Annotated in this window: 20 protein-coding genes and 1 pseudogene; 7 read left to right on the forward strand and 14 right to left on the reverse strand. The window is 46.7% G+C overall.

The genetic code is table 11. From position 1 onward, the window contains the following. Nucleotide 1: 1 nt before the first annotated feature. The 11 genes from VGN67_RS03650 to VGN67_RS03700 form a co-directional block, all read right to left on the reverse strand. On the reverse strand, nt 2–1,177 hold the full coding sequence (locus tag VGN67_RS03650; RefSeq protein WP_327485411.1) for a type IV secretion system protein: 1,176 nt from the start codon (nt 1,175–1,177) through the stop codon (nt 2–4). Continuing rightward, nucleotides 1,174–2,358, reverse strand: coding sequence for a hypothetical protein (locus VGN67_RS03655; RefSeq protein WP_327485412.1), 1,185 nt, complete (start codon nt 2,356–2,358; stop codon nt 1,174–1,176). The genes VGN67_RS03650 and VGN67_RS03655 overlap by 4 nt, the downstream gene beginning before the upstream one ends. Before the next feature lie 113 nt (nt 2,359–2,471). After that, nucleotides 2,472–4,985, reverse strand: a complete 2,514-nt coding sequence (locus VGN67_RS03660; RefSeq protein WP_327485413.1) for a TraG family conjugative transposon ATPase — start codon at nt 4,983–4,985, stop codon at nt 2,472–2,474. Further along, nucleotides 4,972–5,319 (reverse strand): DUF4133 domain-containing protein, encoded by a 348-nt coding sequence (locus VGN67_RS03665; protein WP_327485414.1) that lies wholly within the window; start codon nt 5,317–5,319, stop codon nt 4,972–4,974. Before VGN67_RS03665 ends, VGN67_RS03660 begins: the two co-directional genes overlap by 14 nt. Nucleotides 5,320–5,326: 7 nt before the next feature. Beyond that, complete coding sequence (locus VGN67_RS03670; RefSeq protein ID WP_327485415.1) at nt 5,327–5,764, reverse strand: DUF4134 family protein; 438 nt, start codon at nt 5,762–5,764, stop codon at nt 5,327–5,329. 11 nt (nt 5,765–5,775) lie between these two features. Continuing rightward, nucleotides 5,776–6,120, reverse strand: a complete 345-nt coding sequence (locus tag VGN67_RS03675; protein ID WP_327485416.1) for a DUF4134 family protein — start codon at nt 6,118–6,120, stop codon at nt 5,776–5,778. Between the two features lie 18 nt (nt 6,121–6,138). Further along, nucleotides 6,139–6,462: a DUF4134 family protein gene (locus VGN67_RS03680; RefSeq protein ID WP_327485417.1), complete on the reverse strand. Its 324-nt coding sequence runs from the start codon at nt 6,460–6,462 to the stop codon at nt 6,139–6,141. A 51-nt stretch (nt 6,463–6,513) separates the two neighbouring features. Continuing rightward, the gene (locus VGN67_RS03685; protein ID WP_327485418.1) at nt 6,514–7,224 is read right to left on the reverse strand and encodes a hypothetical protein; all 711 of its coding nucleotides are present in this window, start codon (nt 7,222–7,224) and stop codon (nt 6,514–6,516) included. 17 nt (nt 7,225–7,241) lie between these two features. After that, nucleotides 7,242–7,796: a hypothetical protein gene (locus VGN67_RS03690; protein ID WP_327485419.1), complete on the reverse strand. Its 555-nt coding sequence runs from the start codon at nt 7,794–7,796 to the stop codon at nt 7,242–7,244. A gap of 3 nt (nt 7,797–7,799) precedes the next feature. After that, a complete protein-coding gene (locus VGN67_RS03695; protein WP_327485420.1) occupies nt 7,800–8,534 on the reverse strand; it encodes a hypothetical protein in 735 nt (244 codons plus the stop codon). An 18-nt stretch (nt 8,535–8,552) separates the two neighbouring features. Continuing rightward, complete coding sequence (locus VGN67_RS03700) at nt 8,553–9,020, reverse strand: hypothetical protein (protein ID WP_327485421.1); 468 nt, start codon at nt 9,018–9,020, stop codon at nt 8,553–8,555. Between the two features lie 461 nt (nt 9,021–9,481). On the opposite strand from VGN67_RS03700, the gene VGN67_RS03705 reads away from it, so the two are divergent. From VGN67_RS03705 to VGN67_RS03715, 3 genes are all read left to right on the forward strand, one after another. Further along, entirely contained in the window at nt 9,482–9,973 is a 492-nt protein-coding gene (locus VGN67_RS03705; protein ID WP_327485422.1) for a hypothetical protein, read from the forward strand. Between the two features lie 36 nt (nt 9,974–10,009). After that, complete coding sequence (locus tag VGN67_RS03710; RefSeq protein ID WP_327485423.1) at nt 10,010–11,077, forward strand: relaxase/mobilization nuclease domain-containing protein; 1,068 nt, start codon at nt 10,010–10,012, stop codon at nt 11,075–11,077. 415 nt (nt 11,078–11,492) lie between these two features. After that, the gene (locus VGN67_RS03715) at nt 11,493–12,851 is read left to right on the forward strand and encodes an ATP-binding protein (protein ID WP_327485424.1); all 1,359 of its coding nucleotides are present in this window, start codon (nt 11,493–11,495) and stop codon (nt 12,849–12,851) included. Nucleotides 12,852–13,181: 330 nt separating this feature from the next. On the opposite strand, the gene VGN67_RS03720 is transcribed toward VGN67_RS03715, so the two are convergent. After that, a complete protein-coding gene (locus VGN67_RS03720) occupies nt 13,182–13,325 on the reverse strand; it encodes a hypothetical protein (RefSeq protein WP_327485425.1) in 144 nt (47 codons plus the stop codon). Then, entirely contained in the window at nt 13,322–13,909 is a 588-nt protein-coding gene (locus VGN67_RS03725) for a collagen-like protein (protein WP_327485426.1), read from the reverse strand. Before VGN67_RS03725 ends, VGN67_RS03720 begins: the two co-directional genes overlap by 4 nt. 867 nt (nt 13,910–14,776) lie before the next feature. On the opposite strand from VGN67_RS03725, the gene VGN67_RS03730 reads away from it, so the two are divergent. The 4 genes from VGN67_RS03730 (at nt 14,777) to VGN67_RS03745 (ending at nt 17,755) form a co-directional block, all read left to right on the forward strand. After that, a complete protein-coding gene (locus VGN67_RS03730) occupies nt 14,777–15,733 on the forward strand; it encodes an AAA family ATPase (protein ID WP_327485427.1) in 957 nt (318 codons plus the stop codon). Between the two features lie 4 nt (nt 15,734–15,737). Then, nucleotides 15,738–16,751: a hypothetical protein gene (locus tag VGN67_RS03735; protein WP_327485428.1), complete on the forward strand. Its 1,014-nt coding sequence runs from the start codon at nt 15,738–15,740 to the stop codon at nt 16,749–16,751. Nucleotides 16,752–16,920: 169 nt separating this feature from the next. After that, nucleotides 16,921–17,205, forward strand: coding sequence for a hypothetical protein (locus VGN67_RS03740; protein ID WP_327485429.1), 285 nt, complete (start codon nt 16,921–16,923; stop codon nt 17,203–17,205). A gap of 133 nt (nt 17,206–17,338) precedes the next feature. Further along, nucleotides 17,339–17,755: a hypothetical protein gene (locus tag VGN67_RS03745; protein WP_327485430.1), complete on the forward strand. Its 417-nt coding sequence runs from the start codon at nt 17,339–17,341 to the stop codon at nt 17,753–17,755. A 21-nt stretch (nt 17,756–17,776) separates the two neighbouring features. Here VGN67_RS03745 and VGN67_RS03750 read toward each other — a convergent pair. Beyond that, nucleotides 17,777–18,430 (reverse strand): annotated as a pseudogene (locus tag VGN67_RS03750) (M23 family metallopeptidase). Between the last annotated feature and the right edge of the window lie 16 nt (nt 18,431–18,446).

Below are 18,446 nucleotides of genomic sequence, written 5' to 3' on the forward strand. Positions count from 1 at the left end.
TTTACAATTTAGGGGTAGGATTCTGGATGAATCCCCGGCGGTTGGATGAGTTTTGTCCCGCCAATCCACCGGCTCTTCCGGTGGGTTCACCGGGATTTGTGCGGTTCGCCGCCATTTCCTTCACAATGCTGCCCATGGCTCCCATGGCGGCCGCACTCATTGGCCCAGCGGCCAGGCGTACGTTGCCTGCCTTTCGGGCTGTACTGGCTCCGGCCACCGTTTTACCCGTTAAGCCCTGTATCATCCCGGAGGTGCCCCCTACCACCATGATCATATTGGTCAGGGAGGGAATCTGCGTGTAGAGAACAAGGAGTATAATCAGAACACCGGTATACACAAGACCAAAGGCAAATGGATCCTGGGCAGGAAGGGTACCGGACATATCTCCCGACAGCATCATTTCATCCAGAAAGCCCATATTCAGCGTTACCGCGATATTCTGGTAGATGCCGGCTACCATGGGGAGCAAGGCGTAATTGATATACTTGCCAAACCACTCGAGCGCATTATTACTAAGACCATCAAAGATGGCAAAAGCAATGGCCAGGGGAGCTACCACCCTGAGAATGATGCGATACACCGCCGAGATCAGATAGAGAATGATGTAGGCTATATCTCCAAGCAGCGATAGCATGGACTGGGTAAAGTCATATAGGGCGGATTTGAAATCGTCCGCCATTTTTCCCGTAGCTATGTTAAATGATTTAATGACCACCTCAAACATAGCATCACCCGGCTCTCCAAACTCCATGGAATAGGCATCCTCATTTGACTCAATGTCCTTCCACTTCTTCTTAACCGCTTCGTCCCGTTTCTTCTGCAGCTGAGCCACCCGAAGTCTGACCGACTCGCTATCGGCCTGAGCGGCTACGGCCACTTTTTTAAAAGTAGTATCAATAAGGGTAGTGATCTGAGGTACTAGTCCAATCAAGATCATTAGTCCAAAGGGCCGTAGCAGTGGGATAAAATTAATTCCCTCGTTTCTGACAATCTGCCCGCTGATTTTAGAGGCTATGTAGACCAGTCCGGCAATACCGGCAATAGCCCTTGAAGCGTTCATCAGCTCCGTGCCAATCCCACTGGAATACGTATTCTGGGCAATCTCCCGGGCGTACATCGTATCAATAACGTTAAGCATATCAGCGCTGCCGAATGCGAGAACTGTAAGATTACTCATTGGGGTTTGGCTTTGGTGGTTGACTGTCCTTTGTACTTTTGGGTAATGGCCTCGTTGGCAGCATTCAATTTTTCGTTCATTTCCTGTTGGTACTGTTCCCTGAGGGGAGTTATGATTTCCTGGATGATCCGGTTTCGTTCGTAGTCTATCTTCTTTTCGTAGGCATTCCACAAGGGACCACAGATTTCTTCCATCTGGTACTCCCAATCTTTGAGTGCCTTATCGAAAGCATTTTTCCCCTTGTCTTCGTACTGGGTTGTGACGGTGGCTCCGCTGGCGGAGTCGTAATGCATGGTGGTCGCAAAAAAGGTATTGTGCGGGGTTAGCTGTGGAACCATCGGAGAGGCTCCTTCTTTCATTTTAATGTGGTAAAAGCCTTCCTTAGTGGTTTTGGGGATCTGCAGACTTACCATTGACTGCGCCTCAAGCTCTGCGATGCGAAGCTTTGTTTCATACTCCTGATATAGTTTCTGCTGGATCAGGGCGGCTTCCTGCGCCATTTTTCGTTCTACCTCGAAATCAACTTTCTCGTTGTCATACTCGTTCCCGTAGGTGTAACCCGGAAACTCCCCCACCCCACTAAAACTACTCCCTCCTGCCCGGGACACATCCGCTGCGATCTTATACAACCGGGCGGTTGCCGCTTTGTCTTCGACTCCAAAGGACCTGCGCTGCGATATGTAGTTAATCCGACCGACGTAGCTTCTGATTTCTCCGTTTAATTTCTTCAGTCTGTCGGAAGCATCGTTCACCAACTTTAAACGGTGGCCATCGTCCATGGAGGAGCTTTTCTGTTGTACTACTTCCGCCAGATCGGTCGTGATGGCGGCTACCTCCTTGGCGAAGGATACAAAATCCTTGGAGATGACGGCGTATTCAGTAGACAGGATGTGCCTGTCGGCCGCCATGACTTTACCGTAACTATTAATGAGCGTCAAGGTGGTAGTAGCCTCTTTTGCCAACTCTACTCCCCGGCCTACCTGACGAATGAATTTTGAGATCTGTACCAGCTTTTTGACATTCCCCACCAGCTCTCCAAAGGAGGGCTCCTGGAAAAATTTGATGATGGTAGTTACCGTCGTATGAATAGGGTCATAGGTGACCATTTGCGCTTTGGACTGGTATCCCGCCAATGATAAGCCCATTAACAGGAGAAAGACTATATTTCGGCTACGACACATGGAGGGTTGTTTCTGCTTTCCATTGATCTTGATGTACTATATTTCGTCGGGGCACCTGCTTCTACAAAAGTGACACGGTGTCACTTTTGTAGAAGGTATCAGCTACCTCACTGCTAGCATTCCGCCTGCTCTCCCCTACCCCAGGCCCGGATGGCCCGTTCGGTATTACCCTTGTAGATTTTGGAAGTTAAGTTCTCAATTTGCTCCACTTCACTTTTTTTCGTGGTAAAAGCCGCGTAGGCAGTCGGTGACACTTCAATGCCGTAGACTTTTGTCAGGTCTTTCAGCATCACGCAGGCTTCCCGGTAGGGTGGCCGTCGGTGATCCAGGGAGCGGTTGACGCTCTGAACGATGGCCGATTGTTTGGGGCTAAGCCCCAGGAGGCCTTCTATCTCCGAAAACCGGTTCTCGTAATTTTTCTGATCCAGCAGAACCTTGATATCTGAATTGTTGATGATGGCATCTTTAACTACCTCATTTCCTACCAGGTCATCCAGTTCCTGCGTTACGACCACCAGTGAGCCATCGTGCTTCCGTACTGTTTTAGATGCCCACCGCAGGAAGTTGGCAAATTTGTCTTTCGTGAGCGCCTTCCAGGCTTCTTCTATGATCAGCACCTTGATAACGCCTTTTACCTGAAATAGCTTTCGCACATACGTATTCATGATCATGATCGTAGTGACAGGAAACAAAACGGGGTGATCCTTGATGTTATCCAATTCATATACGATAAAGGGCAGTTCCATAAGGTCGATGTTTGATCTGGAATTGAGCAGGAACCCATACTGGCCGTCCCGGTAGTAGGGCTTTAAACAGTAGAGGAAGTTTTTAATATCAAATTCAACGCCCTCCCGGCCCCCGTTACGGGAAAATATAGCGGGATAGGTATGCCTGGTAAAGTCATAGAAGGTGTCAAAACAGGGGAAGATTCGCGCCTGCCGGGCCCGCTCCTGGCGCAGAGACAGGTAGTAGTTATGTATGATATCTCTGATGGTGGTCAGTTCAGCGTTGGTAACCTGTTCGTTATCCGTCTTCCAAAGCGACAACAGGAGTTCCGCAAGGGCATCTTCGTCTTCTTCCCTGGGGTTACCATTTTTAAAGTAAAAGGGGTTAAAGCTTATGGGATTGGCATTATCGTAGGTTATATACCGTCCTCCCATTACTTCGCACAGTCTACGGTAGCTATGTCCGACATCCACTATACTCACGTGCATACCAGCGGTTAGCAGGTAATAGATCATGTTGTTGGTGAAAAAGGACTTGCCCGACCCGGATGGCCCTACAATAAACGTATTGCGGTTGGAGATGGCCCCTTTTTGGAGGGGTTCATCGAATAGATCAACCATTTTGGGGCAGCCAAAACGATCCGTCATTTTTATACCCGACCTTGAAAAAGGGGCATCGTTATAATTGCTTTCCAGAGCCAGAAGACAAACCGCTTCCTCCATGAAGGAGGTAAACCAGTTATCTTTTCCCATTTCCGCTATATTGCCCGGTATACAGGTCCAGTAGAGCGTTGAAGCATCGTGCCGGGCTAACCGGGGGGTAAATCCCAGGTTAGAAAGGGCCGAAGCCGTACTGGAACGGTAGGCTTCCGCCGTATCCCGATCTCTATCCCAGACCATAACGTTAAAGTGGGCTCTGACGGCCACCCGGGCGCTCCTTTCCATTTCAAGCAGGTACTCATCCTTGTATCCCATCGAAACCTGATTACTCTTTTCCCATTCGGAAAATGAGTTATGCCTTTTGATTTCGGCCACCAGTCGTTTTGAAAGAGCGTCCCTGTCCTCAATCATAATCACCTGGTTGTAGATGTGGTTGAAGGGGAGTCCTAAACCCAGGAAAGAACCGGTACTTACAGGTATGCCAAAACGCTCCGAAGAGTAAGGCTCATAGGTAATCGAGTTGGTAATGGTAGGAGGGAATGTGTTTAATTCGGATATAACGTAGGTGAAGGCCGTTTTACTACCTACCTGTAGTGATCCATCCTCACTGGTTTCCAGCTCGTGCAGGCTCCGGTCATGAAAACTCAGACTGGTATAGTTCTCCAGCAAACCGGTACTGGTTACATTCCCTACCAGTTCGTCCAACTTCAGATTTCGCACAGTCACCTTACCCGATCCATTTAAGAGGTATCTGAACTGCTCGCAGCTATCCCAAAATTCATCCCAGGTACTCTGGCTGAGAAGCTCCTTCGGAACCAGATGCCGCCTGAGCAGGGAGGAGTGCCGGGATGATTTGCTGGCTCTGCTCTTACTGTCCTGGTTAGGCCTGGTAATATAAATGTACGATCTGTGTTTAATGAATGGCCGCTCCGCAAAGTGCATTTCATTATCAAAGGCAATGAAATTTCCCTGACGTACCGTGGAGGTTGTCAGATCGGGTTCGTACGCCTGTGCGATGTACCAGTCCTGCTTGTGCATGATATAGCCCACCGGAAGCGTTTTGACCGCGCTGACAAAGGCCTCCGTCAGGATATCAATATCACCCTCCGAAGAGGTAAAAATTTCGGGATGGACTACCTCGAAAGCCAGCGTAAGATCGCCGTTTACGGATACTAGTGTAGCTGACTGTTCATCGATCCGGAATATCGGATAGATTTCCTCAAACTTCTTAATCTTTTTCATAGGTACCTGTTAGGCTGGATGCATTTCGTTTTAAGATGGACCGGATGGATTGGTACCGGACCACGTACCGTGGCTGGAGCCTTCTTACCGGGAGCTTGTCAAACCCCCACCGACCGTGGGATTTGTTATAGGCCGTGGGGACGAGGTAGGCGGTCAGGAGACCACCTACCAGGAAAAGAATATTTACCAGGATAGGAACACCCAGTATGTGGAGGAACAGGGCGGTCATAATACAACCAACCCCTCCCCCGGCGGCATAGTAAAAGTACTGGCCCCGAAGCCCTTTGAATTCTATTTCGTTGTCTACCCCGCGATAGATTGAATACTTCTTCATAAAACGATTAGCTCAGAACTGTGTCAATGATCCATCCCATCATGAACAGGAACATCAGCGATCCAAACCATTTGAGCATGAATTCATAGACATCTTCGTCCCCATCCCGAAATTTTCTGTACACTCTGATCAGGCCCAGAACAGCCATCATCAGTCCCAGGTACAGGGCCGCCTGATGTGCTTCTGACGCGTAAGCCGCCGCCACAAAATGGGGGGCTGTGCCGGCACTTGCCCAACCTTCTCCGTCCGTATAAATAAAGGCTTCGACGGCATAGACCAGCGCCGAAGCCCCTACCAACCCTCCCAGCCACCGAATGACCGGGCCCTCAAAGTCTTCTCCCTTCTGCATACCCTGGTAGATCCGTACACCCGATAGTAAACCGGCTACCGCGATCAGCGACAGGGTGACCAACTTGGTCATGGCCCAGGCCCCTTCCATACTCATCGTGCTGCTGTTTACTTACTCATAAAATTCCTGACGTGTTCATCTCCCTGCATCGGGGTTTGGGAAGAAGCAATATTCTGAAGAGCCATTCCGACAATCAGGACGGCCAGGATGGCCCCCAGCCAGCGGAAGGCCAGTACCTTCACATTGTCTTCTCCATTCATGGCGCGGGTATAAATCTTCAGGCCACCCAAAAGGCTCATGATAGCACAAACTGTATAAATAAAACCAGAGAGTACTCCCAGATTATCAGATATAGGGTTGGTTAGGTATCGGTCGAGCAGAGAGTTATTCATGGATCCCGTTCCACTGCCCAGGTAAAGGGAGACCTGTACCACTATCGCTAAGAGATTCATTCCCGTCCGGTCTCCGTGTTACATAAAGAATACAGCCTGCAAAACCGCGGATATGGCCAGCAGAAAGAGCACGGCTCCTACCCAGCCAATGGCATTTTTCTGAACATCATTCTCTCCGTTTTGCCATCTCGAATAGATGCGGAATCCACCAAACATCCCCACCAGGGCGGCTATGATATAAACCAGGGTGGTTACAGGTTCAAAATAAGCCTGTAAGTCGGCCGATGCCTGTTGTATTGCCTGTGCTCCGGCCTGTATACCGGCATTTTGAGCGAACAAACTCTTCCACGGTACCAGGGCCAAAGCAACGGCCATAGTACTACTTCCTACGTACTTCCTCATGAATTGTTTATGGTTATTATACTATTGGATTGAACTCGCACTCAGGACGGTCTAGACCATCAGATCTTCTTTATCGTGTAAAAATGCATTGTAAAGTACTTTGTCCCGCGAGCTCAGATAGATGGAAACCACTCGATCAACTCCTTCACCTGTCTGCTCCATAAGCCGATCTACTTTGTCACGGACAACCGCGTATTCCTGGATCAATTGCTGGTATGATTCGGTACCCGGATCTATTTTAGCCCGGATACTAGTAAGTTGAATCAGCTGATCGGGCGACAAGTCTCCTACTACCGCGAAGTCCTGCCTGTGGTCCTGCTCAGACTCATCATTAGCTTCATCTAGGCTATTTCCGGGCATAGGCCACTCTTTCTCTGATTCTTCATCCTGAGGATCTTCCGGCTGTTTGAGCTCTACAGTCTGTGGTTGATTAACAGCAGGAGCGTCTAGCCGGTGAAGGGTATCTGGTGATTGATTACCCGGCACAGGATTCGTGAAAGTGGCTTCATGATCAAAAAAGAAACCTTCTTCACCTACCATTTCTGGATGACTAAACTCCTCTAACCTGTCCTTTTCCGGTCTGGAAAGTACGGTATTTCCGTTTTTCATAGAATCAAAGCCTGTTACTTCAGGTCGTTTAGCTAAGTCTTGCCCCGGTCGTTTGAGAAGCCCTACGTAGGACAAGTAAAGAAATACATACACGATGAAACCAACGAACGATCCTAGTATATACGTTAAGGTACTAATCAGAAAAAGCAACATGAGAGTGGTGGTTATGGCTATTTAAAACAGAGTGGTACCAGTATGGTTGAGGCCTCTCCGGACATTTGTACCGTTGGGTCTATAAGATAGTTTTTACCTAGTATAAGCTGTTCCCGGGCCGGGGGGAGTTCCAGGTATATCCCCTGCTTCTTTTCTACGATCCGGGCATTTTTTATGACCGGTTCGAGCAGATACAGATCAGGATAGCGTTTCACTATTGTCTCTGCCTTGAGATACTCAGCCGTGGTTGTTTCACGTACATGTTGCAGTACTACCCACAGGCCAGCTATCATTACCCCCGCCCAGGCCCAGGTATGTTTTCCTAACCCGTAGGCAAAAGCCACTTTGGGATCAGACGTTGCCACCGGATTGAGTCCGGATTTCATTGCTTTCATTGCGGCCTTCATCTCTTTAAGTGTTTCCGTCTGAGCTCTTGTACTTAACTGCCCCCGCTCCTGAATCTCGTTCAGCAGGGTAGCCGTCAATGTGTCCATGGCTATACCGTATTTCTTTTGGTACCAACCGCAGATTCGACGTAGGTCTTCATCAGATACTTCCTGTATAGATTGCATATCCTACATGCTAATAGCCCTTACCATTTTTTCCATTTTGGTTTTGGCAAACCAGCCAGCGGACTGGATTCCATCCCAGCCTTCTCCCCGCTCCATGGTTCTTATGATCTTATGAGCCAGCTCCGTGTTGGGTTCCATATCACCAAAGCTTTCCACGGTGAGTTGGCATTTGCTGGCCAGTCCCAGAAGATCTTCTTTCTGCTGGGGAAAGGTTTGAAAGGTGTTCGTATTTATCCAGATGACAATACGAAACTGGCAGCCTACCGCCTTGTAGATTTTCATCAGGTAGTCCATGCAGGCGGTATAGGCCGTACCACCCGCTACCACCACGTGAAATGCCATTTCACTATTCAGATACCGCTCAAATTCCTTGAGCTCGTCCTGGTCCAGGTCCAGAGTGAGCAGGGCCGGTATCTGTTCGGATTCCGGAGCTCCGAAGTCAAGATAAAAGGTTTGATTTGGTAGCAATGCCAATTGTTGAAGGCTGTCAAATAAACGATCCCGCGCAATCTTCCTATAGCTATCCAGAAGATCGATTCCGGCCAGTCTGCGGTCCCGATGAGCCAGGAAGCGTAGTTGGTCAGTGCTGGTTTTGGTGGAGCTATCTACGTCAATAAACGTCCTGCCGTTATCTTCTTCGTGCTTAACCGCTATCAAATAGGTCAGAAAAGACTTGCCTACTCCTCCTTTTGCCTGAATGATGAAGTTAAACTTTTTTACTGCTGACGCCTCTGCCATTTTCGTAATTACATTCTTTTATTTAACCCACTTGATTAGTGATGACTCCTTTTTGTATTCTTTATCGAATACATCGATTGGTTTGAAATTTTCAATTTCTGATACACCAGGAGTAGAGTTCCCTACTGGAGAAGCCTCACCGGCTGCCGTGGGACTAACTCCTCTGAACGAGCTTTCTGTGTACCCATTGGATTCTACACTCTTTTTCAGCTGGTGGCTTTTTTTGCGTAGTGTGCGGATTGTCTGTACTCCGATTGGATTGCCCAACTCCTTTGAAATTAGTTTTGAGGCCCCTTGAAGTGAGAGTTCATGTATCTCCTTTTTGAAGAGTTTATAGAGGAGCTCAAACCTTCCCTTATAGACCCTACTCTGAATCAAAAATAAGAGCCGTTCCTTTGCCTGGCTATAATTAAGGTCTTCTGTCATCCCTACATTCATCATCTTTAAACCTACTTCAAAGATGAAAGGTTTAAATTTTATAAGCAAAATTTAAAATATAAATTTGATAAAATAATAGTGTTTTTTTCCTTAATAACACAGGGGTAACACATAGCTAACACGGACTAACAGGCAGGCAACAGATAAGGAACAGAAACCAACATACCGGTACCAGGAGGTAACAAGTAGGGGGTCTCCTAAAAGTCTTTTCAATAGTCCTATAAAGCTAAGAGCTGATTTAAATGTCATTTTGTGCTAAGTTCTTTTTATGAGATTACTAAATCCAAAACAATACTCCTTACTAAATCAAATTATGTTCTCTCAGCAAGCTATGTTTTCGCCCGGCCGAAATCCAACGGAGTTGTATTCTGCTCATGCGAAAACCGCTTGCCCTACGGGAAACAATTCGCTTAATAGCTCATTGGAATTTTATGAAAGAAGATAAGGATGTTAAACCTAGGGGGAGGCCGGTTTTAGTACCAGCAGAAAAAAGGCAGAAGGTAACCCTGATGTTAACGACTAAGGAAATTGAGGTACTCAAAAAGGAATACGAGGGGCATACGGTCGGTTTCTCCGTATTCTGCCGGGAAAAGCTGTTGAATCGGGAGGCTATTACCCTGAGTAAGCCACTGGATGAAGGGATAAGAAAGCAGATGACCAATCTTCTTCGATTCTCGGGTACTCTATTGCTGCTGGCGAAAAAGACCCAGGATCATGCACCTATTTCCGAAGACTTTCAGCAGATGGCAGCCAGTGTAAAAGAGCTGGTTCAGCGGGCGGTCTATTCCGTAAATGAAGTTACCTACAGCCAGAGCCTGATCATAGCTATGGAGGCCGTGGTGTGGCAGCTGGAAATAGCTTTGAAGAAAGCAGAGAAGGAGAGTAATCCAAGCAATCTAACTAAGCTCAGGCAAATCACTGCGGATATGCGAACAAGACTGGAAGATTATATAAAACAGTACCACCTCAAATCTCTAACCCGTGATCGGAAATATAGCTAAGTCAGGCTCTAATTTTCTGGGGCACTGACCTATTGTATGTTTGATCGTGCTACTCCTAAGAAGGAAGAAAAAACAAAGGCTCGTGGAGAACTGATCTATCATCAGCATGTGGATGCCCTGGTTTTTGGGGAGGGAATCAGTCTTAAGACGATTGCTGACGAAATGACGAATGTAGCAAAAGCCAACAGCCGCACCACCAAGCCCGTGTGCCACGTGAGTCTTTCGTTTCCTCCGGGTGAAAGCCCCAATGAAGAAGTACTTCGGGACATTGTGAAAGACTTTGCCTCTTTTTTCGGATACAAGGATACTGGGTTGATCGCTTTCAGGCACACAGATAGAAAGCATGAGCACATTCATATTATAGCCAACAAGATCCACGCAAGCGGCAGGAACACCGCCAGATCAAGCTTTAATTATCTGGATATGGGTCATTTTAGCCGGAAGATGGAACATAAATACGGACTAGTACCTGGTAAGCCAATGGACGCCTTGAAAATAGATGGGAGAGGAGCTGCTAAGGCTACTACCTACCACGAGACACTACGTCGGCATATAGATGACCTGCTACCTGCCTGCCCAGATTTAAAGTCCCTGCAGGTACTGCTTCTTAAAAAGGGCTACAAAAGCAGAGTAGGAAACGGCATTACCTTTATCCACTCTAAGACTGGTACTAAAATAAAGGGCTCGGATTTAGGACGTGACTATTCCAAAGACAATCTCGTAAAGCGGATAAATGGGACTTTCCTAAGTACCGATAAGTACAGTGGGGGAATGGGTATCTCTAAGGTTTCTGAGAATCTAAAGAATTCTACCAGGGCTTCTTCTAATGATTTAGATTCTACAAGCGTACCTGTACCTTTATTAGTCTCATCCGAGGCGAAGACCTCCTTTGGGCAAGGATCTGACTCTACCTGGGAGTACGAATTAAAAAAAATGCTGACAAGCATCAACGCCAGTAGGGTAGAGGCCGACGCAGCCAAAGGCGAAAATCATAGGAAGGTTAATACAAGCGGAGAGTTAGAGGGTAGGGGATTTGAAGAGAAAAAGGAGGAGAAGCGCCGGATAGCCAGATCTTCATTACCAAAGCGAAGGCAACAAAAGTGACACGGTGTCACTTTTGTCTTTACACTTAGAAGCGCAAGGACTCTTTTCCTGCCCTAAAGTAATGACATCAAAAATTGAAGATATTGAAGAGAAGAGGGAGCAGAAGAGCCGGACAGCCAAGTCTTTATTACCGAAGCGAAGGCAAGAAAAGTGACACGGTGTCACTTTTGTCTTTACAATTAGAAACATAAGGGCTCCTCTCCTGATGAGAAGTATTTATTCAAAAAATTGAATATCCGGCGGCAGATGAGCGTATTGTTACAAGACAGTCTAATCCTTAAAGGTATCAAACCGACGGTCTAATAAAGGCTTAGGCGGCAGGAGAGATCCATTCAACTTACTTCTACCGAAGGCATATACGCTCAAACATTATTCCCTACTTTTACCAGAACAGATTTTATGGAAGTCAATTCGTATGCTTACTGAAAATGATATAAAAGCACTGGCCCTTTCGGGCGAGGGGTATAATGTTGAATTTAAGGTCCGGATTCCGTCCAAACCCCGGGAACTGGCAGAGGAAGTGTGTGCCTTTGCCAAAGCAGCTGGTGGTGTACTTTTGCTGGGCGTTGACGATCAAAATCAGATACAGGGGATTAGCCTTGATAATACCAGAAAATCCGTCGTTCAGCAGTCCCTTCATGAGATTATGCCCCACTTGTACTGTCCTTTTTATAGTGTTAGCGTAGAAGGCAAGGAGATAGGAGTTATCGAAGTTCCATCGGGTCTTCAAAAGCCTTATACGCTGTCTGGTGCCATTTTTGTCCGGCAGGGACCTAATACGCAGAAGATCATCTCGGTTGAGCAGATGCGTGATTTCTTTCAGCAGTCCGATCGGATCTACTTTGACGAAGGTGCCTGTCCTGCCTTTAACATGAAGACAGACCTGGATATACAAACCTTTGAAGAATTTAGACTGGCAGCAAGTCTCTCGGCCGCCATTAGCCGTGACCAGATCATTAATAATTTGCGTCTTATTCTGGCTAGCGGACAGGTAAAAAACGGGGCGGTGCTATTCTTTGGAAAGCAACCTGAACAGTTTATTGAGAAAGCAGTAATCCGGTGTGTAGCCTTTGAAGAAAATACCAAAGCGCAAATTATTGATGATAAGTTTTTTGGCGGTCCTCTTATGCAGCAGTACCGGCAGACAATGACCTGGCTAAAAGGTAAACTTGATATCCGATACGAGATTAAAGGGGGTGGCCCCCGTCAGGAAAAATGGGAAATACCCGAAGTAGCCTTCAAGGAGGCTATTATAAATGCTCTGGCGCACCGTGACTACTATGACAAAGGGGGCCGTATAGTGGTAGAGGTATTCGCGGATCGGGTCGAGATTACTAACCCCGGTGGGTTGGTTAGTGCCATAAAGCCCATAGAGTTTGGCTTTAAAAGTCATAGCCGTAATCCTTTGATCTTTGGTTTGTTTGAGCGGATTGACATGGTGGAACAGGTAGGATCAGGCATAGCCCGAATCAGGCAGGAGCTGGAGGGAGAAGGTCTACCGGCTCCTGAATTCAAAACAGAAGGGCTTTTCACAGTTATCTTTCATCGTAAAAAAAGGAAGTTGGGAGAAAAGTTAGGAGAAAAGTTGGGAGATAACCAGCGCCGTATCCTGAGCCTAATTGGTGCCGACCGTACGGTTACCATAGCCGAGATGGCCATTGCTTTACAGATAAGTACCACCTCGGTAGAGAATAATATCAGGAAGTTGAAAGAGGCAGGTTTCTTACAACGTAAGGGAGGAGCCAAAGGAGGACAGTGGGAGGTAATGGAATAGAGGTACCTACTCTTTATGAAGTTCTGATAAATAGAACCCGTTGACCTGGCACCAGTCCCCGCGCCTTAAGCGGCCGCTTCGGCGGTCCGACTGACCCCACCGGAACAGGACAGGGAGCGCCTACTGGCACAACCTTATCCTGCTCCCGTGGGGCCGATTCATTGAAATCCTCCGCTGATACCACAGCCTCCGAAAAAAGGCTAAGGTATCAGCTGGGCTAGGGAAAAATTAAAAACTACAACGGTCGCATCGGCGATCCGCCTGCCGAACTAAGTCGCTCCCCATCTCAAGCCATCGTCCGGGATGTTATCCCTCAGGGAGAGACACAGTTCAGGGAGTACTTTCAAAGTCTGACCAGGTAAACCGTTCGTTGCCTTCAAGCCCCAGTCCCCTGGAACGGACTACCTGGTCAGACAAAACAAAAAAAAGCCCCCGCTTACCAGTGGGGGCTTTTTTGTAGTATCGTTTTTTCAATCCGGTAGGTTAAATGCCTTCTTTACCGCTTCGTAATTCTTTAAATCTATCTCACCTGACATCCGAAACAACGTTCCTCCCGGAATTAGTACCACACGGTAATCCTCATCTTCCGTAAATATTTTTGTTGGGTCAATAGCTTTCGAAAACTGGATAAATACATTAACCTTTCCGGGTTCAACATCGAAGTTATACATCATCATATTACCCTCAGCGAGCATAAAAGTCTGCGGCAAGGGAAAGAGCCTGGTCTTTCCTCCAGTCAAGCGGTTGTACACCAGCACCACGCCCTTATCCAGGTGGTTTTGCGTCAGTATTTTAGTCATAGCATCACCAGAAAGAGCGAAGGACGCCATATTATCGGCTTTATTCCAGTAATCCTGTGACAGTTGCTTCTTGCTTATGGGTACCCACGGCGAAAACAACACATTTGCTGTACCCGGGGCTCCGACCTGACCGGCCGGACCGGCTGTACCTTGAGGGCCCTGAGGCCCAGCGGGACCAGTCGGTCCTTCTGGGCCCTCACATCCAAGAAAAAAGGCAGTCACTGCCACTAATACAAATTTGGAGAATAGTTGTTTCATAAATTAAGGTAAGTTTAAGTTAAGAAAATATGAATAGATAAGATCAATACTGCCCAGATAGTCATCACCTCCACCAACCTGCTACCCTAATAAAACAGAAATTAAAAAAATTATATAGATACGAAAAGACGGCACCACCTCAACAGCACTTGTGCGTCTGGGTTAATTCATCAGGCTATCAAAGAAAATAGCCTTTGTTACCAACAAATGGTATGGAAAGTATAGATAAAAGCCGCGTCGTTTCCCCTTCTACCTGATTTATAGATATCAATGGAAAATAATTTTTTACGAGTAGCTAGCCCGGAGCTACTCGCACAATAGATAGTTCAGACACAACAAAAAAACTCCCGCCAACCGGCCGGAGTTTTTCGTGATATTGTAAATCAATATCAATGTTTACTTAAACAGTGAAAGCCCAAAGGGATTATTTTTACCTCTCAAACACACCGTTGAGCTGCCATTTCACATCCTGCACTATCACAAATCAAGCTGTCTCCTGCTGCTCCATTGTTTGTTGGTCATCAGGTTTACCCTTATTCATTAAGTGTTAGAAATAGCGCTGCCGGTTTGGCGCATTACTAAAGTGCGCCACTAAAATCAATGGAAGTACTCGTTCAGCCTAACGTCATTATCTAAGGTATAATGTCTATTAAGTTATTAAGTAGTCTGGATAATTACATATTTTCAACTTCTAACCAGAGATTCATCGGAATAAGTTTGAACAGTGCTCGTTGCTCTTGGTATTGTTTTTAATATTACCCTTGGTAGCTCAAAAGATTTAGCGTTAAACTACTGAAAATACCTTGGATATAAATAACTCCTTTTTATCTTTACGAATAAACAATTAGAGATATTTATATCTAACACATGATCACTCAGGAAAAGATCGTTGAATTTATTCGGTCCCGGCCGGGGCTGAAAATTCCTCCCCTTGAAAAAGAAGCCGGCATTCCTCCCCAGACGCTTTCCAAGGCACTACTGTCCAATGCTACCAACATACCAGCCAAACATTTTGCGGCCATAGAAAAGGTACTCAGGCAGTATGGCTATACCGATGCCTTTGATACGGGTAAAAAGCCCGCGCAGGTTATCTCTATCGTTAACCATAAGGGTGGGGTAGGGAAGACTACGACGGTTATTAACCTGGCCAAGGCGTTGAGTTTGTACGGTCTGAAGGTACTTATGATTGATATGGATTCGCAGGGGAACCTCTCTCAGTGCTATAACATTCACGAGCCCAAACAACAGATCATTGATAGTCTGCTGACCGATATTAATATTCCGGTAGTAGCTATTGCTGATAATCTGGATCTGGCTCCTTCGGATATCCGGATGGCCGCCCGGGAGAGTGATCTGACCAATGCCATTGGATCGGAAAGAAGGCTGACCATCAAGATCAATCAGATCAGGAATCAGTACGACTATATTCTGATCGACTGCCCGCCCAGCCTGGGGATCTGTACTACTTGTTCATTGGTGGCTTCCGATGGTTGTATCGTTCCGATCCAGGCTGAGGCCTCGGCCTACCATGGCGTATCCAACCTGCTCAACCACATCTCCGATATTCGTACCTACGCCAATCCTACGCTGAACATCAAGGGATTTGTATTTACGATGATCGATAAGCGGCTTAATCTGCATGCGGATATGATGGAGCACATCAAGAGCTCTTTCAAAGGAGTACATGTATTTGATACCATCATCAGCCAGTCTAAGGTCATCAAGGAATCGCAGGTAGCTAAGGAAGACCTGTACACCAGTGACCCCAGTTCCACTCCCTGGATTCAATACAAAACACTCGCCACCGAACTCTTAAATCGCTAAACCCATGGCCAAGACCCGAGCGCTTGATAAGTTGAAGGAAAAAACTGCTGATCTAAAGCCTGCTGTGTTTACCCACGAGCTGGCTATAAAATCAAATTTAATTATACTACCGGAGCTGCGAAGCCTGATCCCGCCTCTTCGGGCCGAGGAGTCCCAGCAGTTGGAAAGTAACCTGCTGACAAATGGTATCAAGGATCCTTTGACTATTTGGGAGACTACTCCCGAGGTAGTGTTGAACGGGCTGGCTCCCAAAAGTGCATCCCGGGAGCTGGTAGGGGATGCTGATAGCAGCGGAAAAATATACGTGCTCATCGACGGGCACAACCGGTACGATCTGGCCCAGCGCCATGGCCTCGATTACCGGATCAATATCCTGGATTTTGAGGATATGAATCAGGTCAGAGACTACATGATCAACTACCAGCTGGGGCGGCGGAACCTGACTCCTGAGCAGGCATCCTATCTGAGAGGGCTTCGGTACAATAAGATGAAAGAAGAGAACCGTTCGGACCGGATCAATGTAGCCCAGCAGCTGGCCGATGAGTACCAGGTTAGTACCCGTACCATCAAACGCGATTCGGATTATGCCAAAGGAGTAGAGGAACTTTCACCAGAATTGAAGAAAGAAGTACTTACGGGCAAAGCGAAGCTGCCCAGGGCAGCGGCCAAAGTACTTTCAAAGGAGAAACCAGGCAGGCCCATTGAATCCCAGGAAGAACTTGACAAGGTACTGGAAAGACTACCCAAGGCTTTCAAAAGCCTGAATGATCTGAAAGCAAATCCGGAGGATGAGGAAACAGGAAAGAGCAAGGAAATCGAAGCCTTGATTAAGGGAGTTGCCAAACAGGATAAACCCCAGGCCGGTACTTCTAAAGGAAGTGAACCGGCTCCCCGGGAACCGGTTGCGGAAAAGCTTCAACGGGACCTGAAGTCATTAATCGAAAAGGATCTAACTCAGAAAGAGGTACTCCAGGAAATAATAGACAAAGCAACGGCACTGATGGAGTCTATTAAATAGATACTACTAAAAGTGACACCGTGTCACTTTTCTATTTTTGGTAAACTGTATGAAATTTATTTATAAAATACTAAATTTATAATCTGATATATAGTTGTTTGTACTCCGGCAGTTTTTCTGGTACTTAAAATAGAGCTTTATGATAGTAAAGTGTGTGAGAGTGGTAACCATGGTACTACTAGTGTCAGTACTGCTGGCTTGCGAAACAAAAGAGGGGCCAAGTCAGGGAAACAGTCTGGAGACCGAATACCTGGGAACTTGGGAACGGATAGCCAAGGCCGATAGAGGGCTCACTATCTATGAAAAGGGCGGAGGCCTGTTTATGCAGTACAGGAACGGCAGTACCTATCCTTTAAAATACGAAGAGGAGGGGAGCTACTACTATGCTGTTACCCCGGTCGGGAATGTGCCGTTGCTTCTGGATAAGGGAATTATAGTGGTCAAAGCCCAGTAACCTCTGAGACCTCCTGCGGGAACATTTAATAAATAATTATTTTCTACTTTTTATTTTAAAATACTTAATTACCCATAAAGATTTTTAATTTTAGGCATCCAATCGCTATGTTCCTATTTAACATGCTCATTCCATGACATCCAATCCTGAAATTCACCGCAACCTGGACGAGATCTATTCGGATCAGGAAGCTTTATCCTTTTTCAATAAGCTGGTGTTTTCCCTTTGTCTGCAATTAATCGCCGTGGCCAAGCGGGAAAGCGGTGAGCTAACCGCTGAGGAGGCTGATCGAATGTATAAAAAACCCAGCGAAAAAATACTTCTGGAACCCTATGGCATTAGCTATCTGCAGTACCAGGCGCTAAAAGATGGGAAAGGTACTGCTCCGACCATGATGACCTTTAAGCGGGCGGTGGAGCGAAATGGATACGACTTTGACAAACTATATTATTCGGAGGAGCTGATCAATATGGCTCTGGATAAATTACGGGATATAAGAACGCATAATCAAACGCTGAATGCTATGAAGGCCAACCTGGCCAAAAGTTAGCAGGTGGATTAACAGGTACTTTCAATAATTGATCCGGGACGCCCTCAGGGCGTCTTTACTTTTTAAGTACAGTTCGTAGAGTTCCAGGTAAGGAGCAGGGTTTACTACTTTACCGTTTTTACGCACGCTATAATGGAGGTGGGTACCCGTAGCCCGCCCGGATTGTCCCATCACACCAATCACCTCCCCAGCCACCACCGTATCTCCCTTCTATACGTATAAGGCACTAAGGTGGCCGTACACGGTTTCGTAGCCACTCGGATGGTCTACTACTATAAAGTTCCCCAATGCTTTCTGATATCCGGACCTGACTACCTGTCCATTGGCCGTGGCATAGACAAATTGAAAACCACGGGAACAAGCCAGATCCAGTCCCTGGTGCTGTTTATAGACACCATCCAAGGGATGCATACGTCTGCCATAGCGTGAGGTAACGTAGGGGCTTTCATCCTGTTTCAGCGGACAAATACCCGGTATATCATTCAGACAGGTACTATCTGTCAACCCTAGTAAAATATAGTTTTCCAGCACCTCCACCGGACTCATATCCTCCCGGATCAGCTTCCTGATTTCCTCCCTCTGCTTCATAGCTGGTTGGGCCTGTACCAGACTGACAACCAGTATAAAAAGGACACTTAGGCAATTTCCAAAAGAGAAATAATTCATTTTATTCATAAATTAAAAATTAAAA

Source organism: Telluribacter sp., assembly GCF_035998675.1.
Lineage (GTDB): Bacteria > Bacteroidota > Bacteroidia > Cytophagales > Spirosomataceae > Telluribacter.

What these genes read in the sequence shown, in the direction of transcription:
- VGN67_RS03650 (WP_327485411.1), bottom strand. Translation starts at nt 1,177, where the DNA reads ATGAGTAATCTTACAGTTCTCGCATTCGGCAGCGCTGATATGCTTAAC.
- VGN67_RS03655 (WP_327485412.1), bottom strand. Translation starts at nt 2,358, where the DNA reads ATGTGTCGTAGCCGAAATATAGTCTTTCTCCTGTTAATGGGCTTATCA.
- VGN67_RS03660 (WP_327485413.1), bottom strand. Translation starts at nt 4,985, where the DNA reads ATGAAAAAGATTAAGAAGTTTGAGGAAATCTATCCGATATTCCGGATC.
- VGN67_RS03665 (WP_327485414.1), bottom strand. Translation starts at nt 5,319, where the DNA reads ATGAAGAAGTATTCAATCTATCGCGGGGTAGACAACGAAATAGAATTC.
- VGN67_RS03670 (WP_327485415.1), bottom strand. Translation starts at nt 5,764, where the DNA reads ATGAGTATGGAAGGGGCCTGGGCCATGACCAAGTTGGTCACCCTGTCG.
- VGN67_RS03675 (WP_327485416.1), bottom strand. Translation starts at nt 6,120, where the DNA reads ATGAATCTCTTAGCGATAGTGGTACAGGTCTCCCTTTACCTGGGCAGT.
- VGN67_RS03680 (WP_327485417.1), bottom strand. Translation starts at nt 6,462, where the DNA reads ATGAGGAAGTACGTAGGAAGTAGTACTATGGCCGTTGCTTTGGCCCTG.
- VGN67_RS03685 (WP_327485418.1), bottom strand. Translation starts at nt 7,224, where the DNA reads ATGTTGCTTTTTCTGATTAGTACCTTAACGTATATACTAGGATCGTTC.
- VGN67_RS03690 (WP_327485419.1), bottom strand. Translation starts at nt 7,796, where the DNA reads ATGCAATCTATACAGGAAGTATCTGATGAAGACCTACGTCGAATCTGC.
- VGN67_RS03695 (WP_327485420.1), bottom strand. Translation starts at nt 8,534, where the DNA reads ATGGCAGAGGCGTCAGCAGTAAAAAAGTTTAACTTCATCATTCAGGCA.
- VGN67_RS03705 (WP_327485422.1), top strand. Translation starts at nt 9,482, where the DNA reads ATGTTAACGACTAAGGAAATTGAGGTACTCAAAAAGGAATACGAGGGG.
- VGN67_RS03710 (WP_327485423.1), top strand. Translation starts at nt 10,010, where the DNA reads ATGTTTGATCGTGCTACTCCTAAGAAGGAAGAAAAAACAAAGGCTCGT.
- VGN67_RS03715 (WP_327485424.1), top strand. Translation starts at nt 11,493, where the DNA reads ATGCTTACTGAAAATGATATAAAAGCACTGGCCCTTTCGGGCGAGGGG.
- VGN67_RS03725 (WP_327485426.1), bottom strand. Translation starts at nt 13,909, where the DNA reads ATGAAACAACTATTCTCCAAATTTGTATTAGTGGCAGTGACTGCCTTT.
- VGN67_RS03730 (WP_327485427.1), top strand. Translation starts at nt 14,777, where the DNA reads ATGATCACTCAGGAAAAGATCGTTGAATTTATTCGGTCCCGGCCGGGG.
- VGN67_RS03735 (WP_327485428.1), top strand. Translation starts at nt 15,738, where the DNA reads ATGGCCAAGACCCGAGCGCTTGATAAGTTGAAGGAAAAAACTGCTGAT.
- VGN67_RS03740 (WP_327485429.1), top strand. Translation starts at nt 16,921, where the DNA reads ATGGTACTACTAGTGTCAGTACTGCTGGCTTGCGAAACAAAAGAGGGG.
- VGN67_RS03745 (WP_327485430.1), top strand. Translation starts at nt 17,339, where the DNA reads ATGACATCCAATCCTGAAATTCACCGCAACCTGGACGAGATCTATTCG.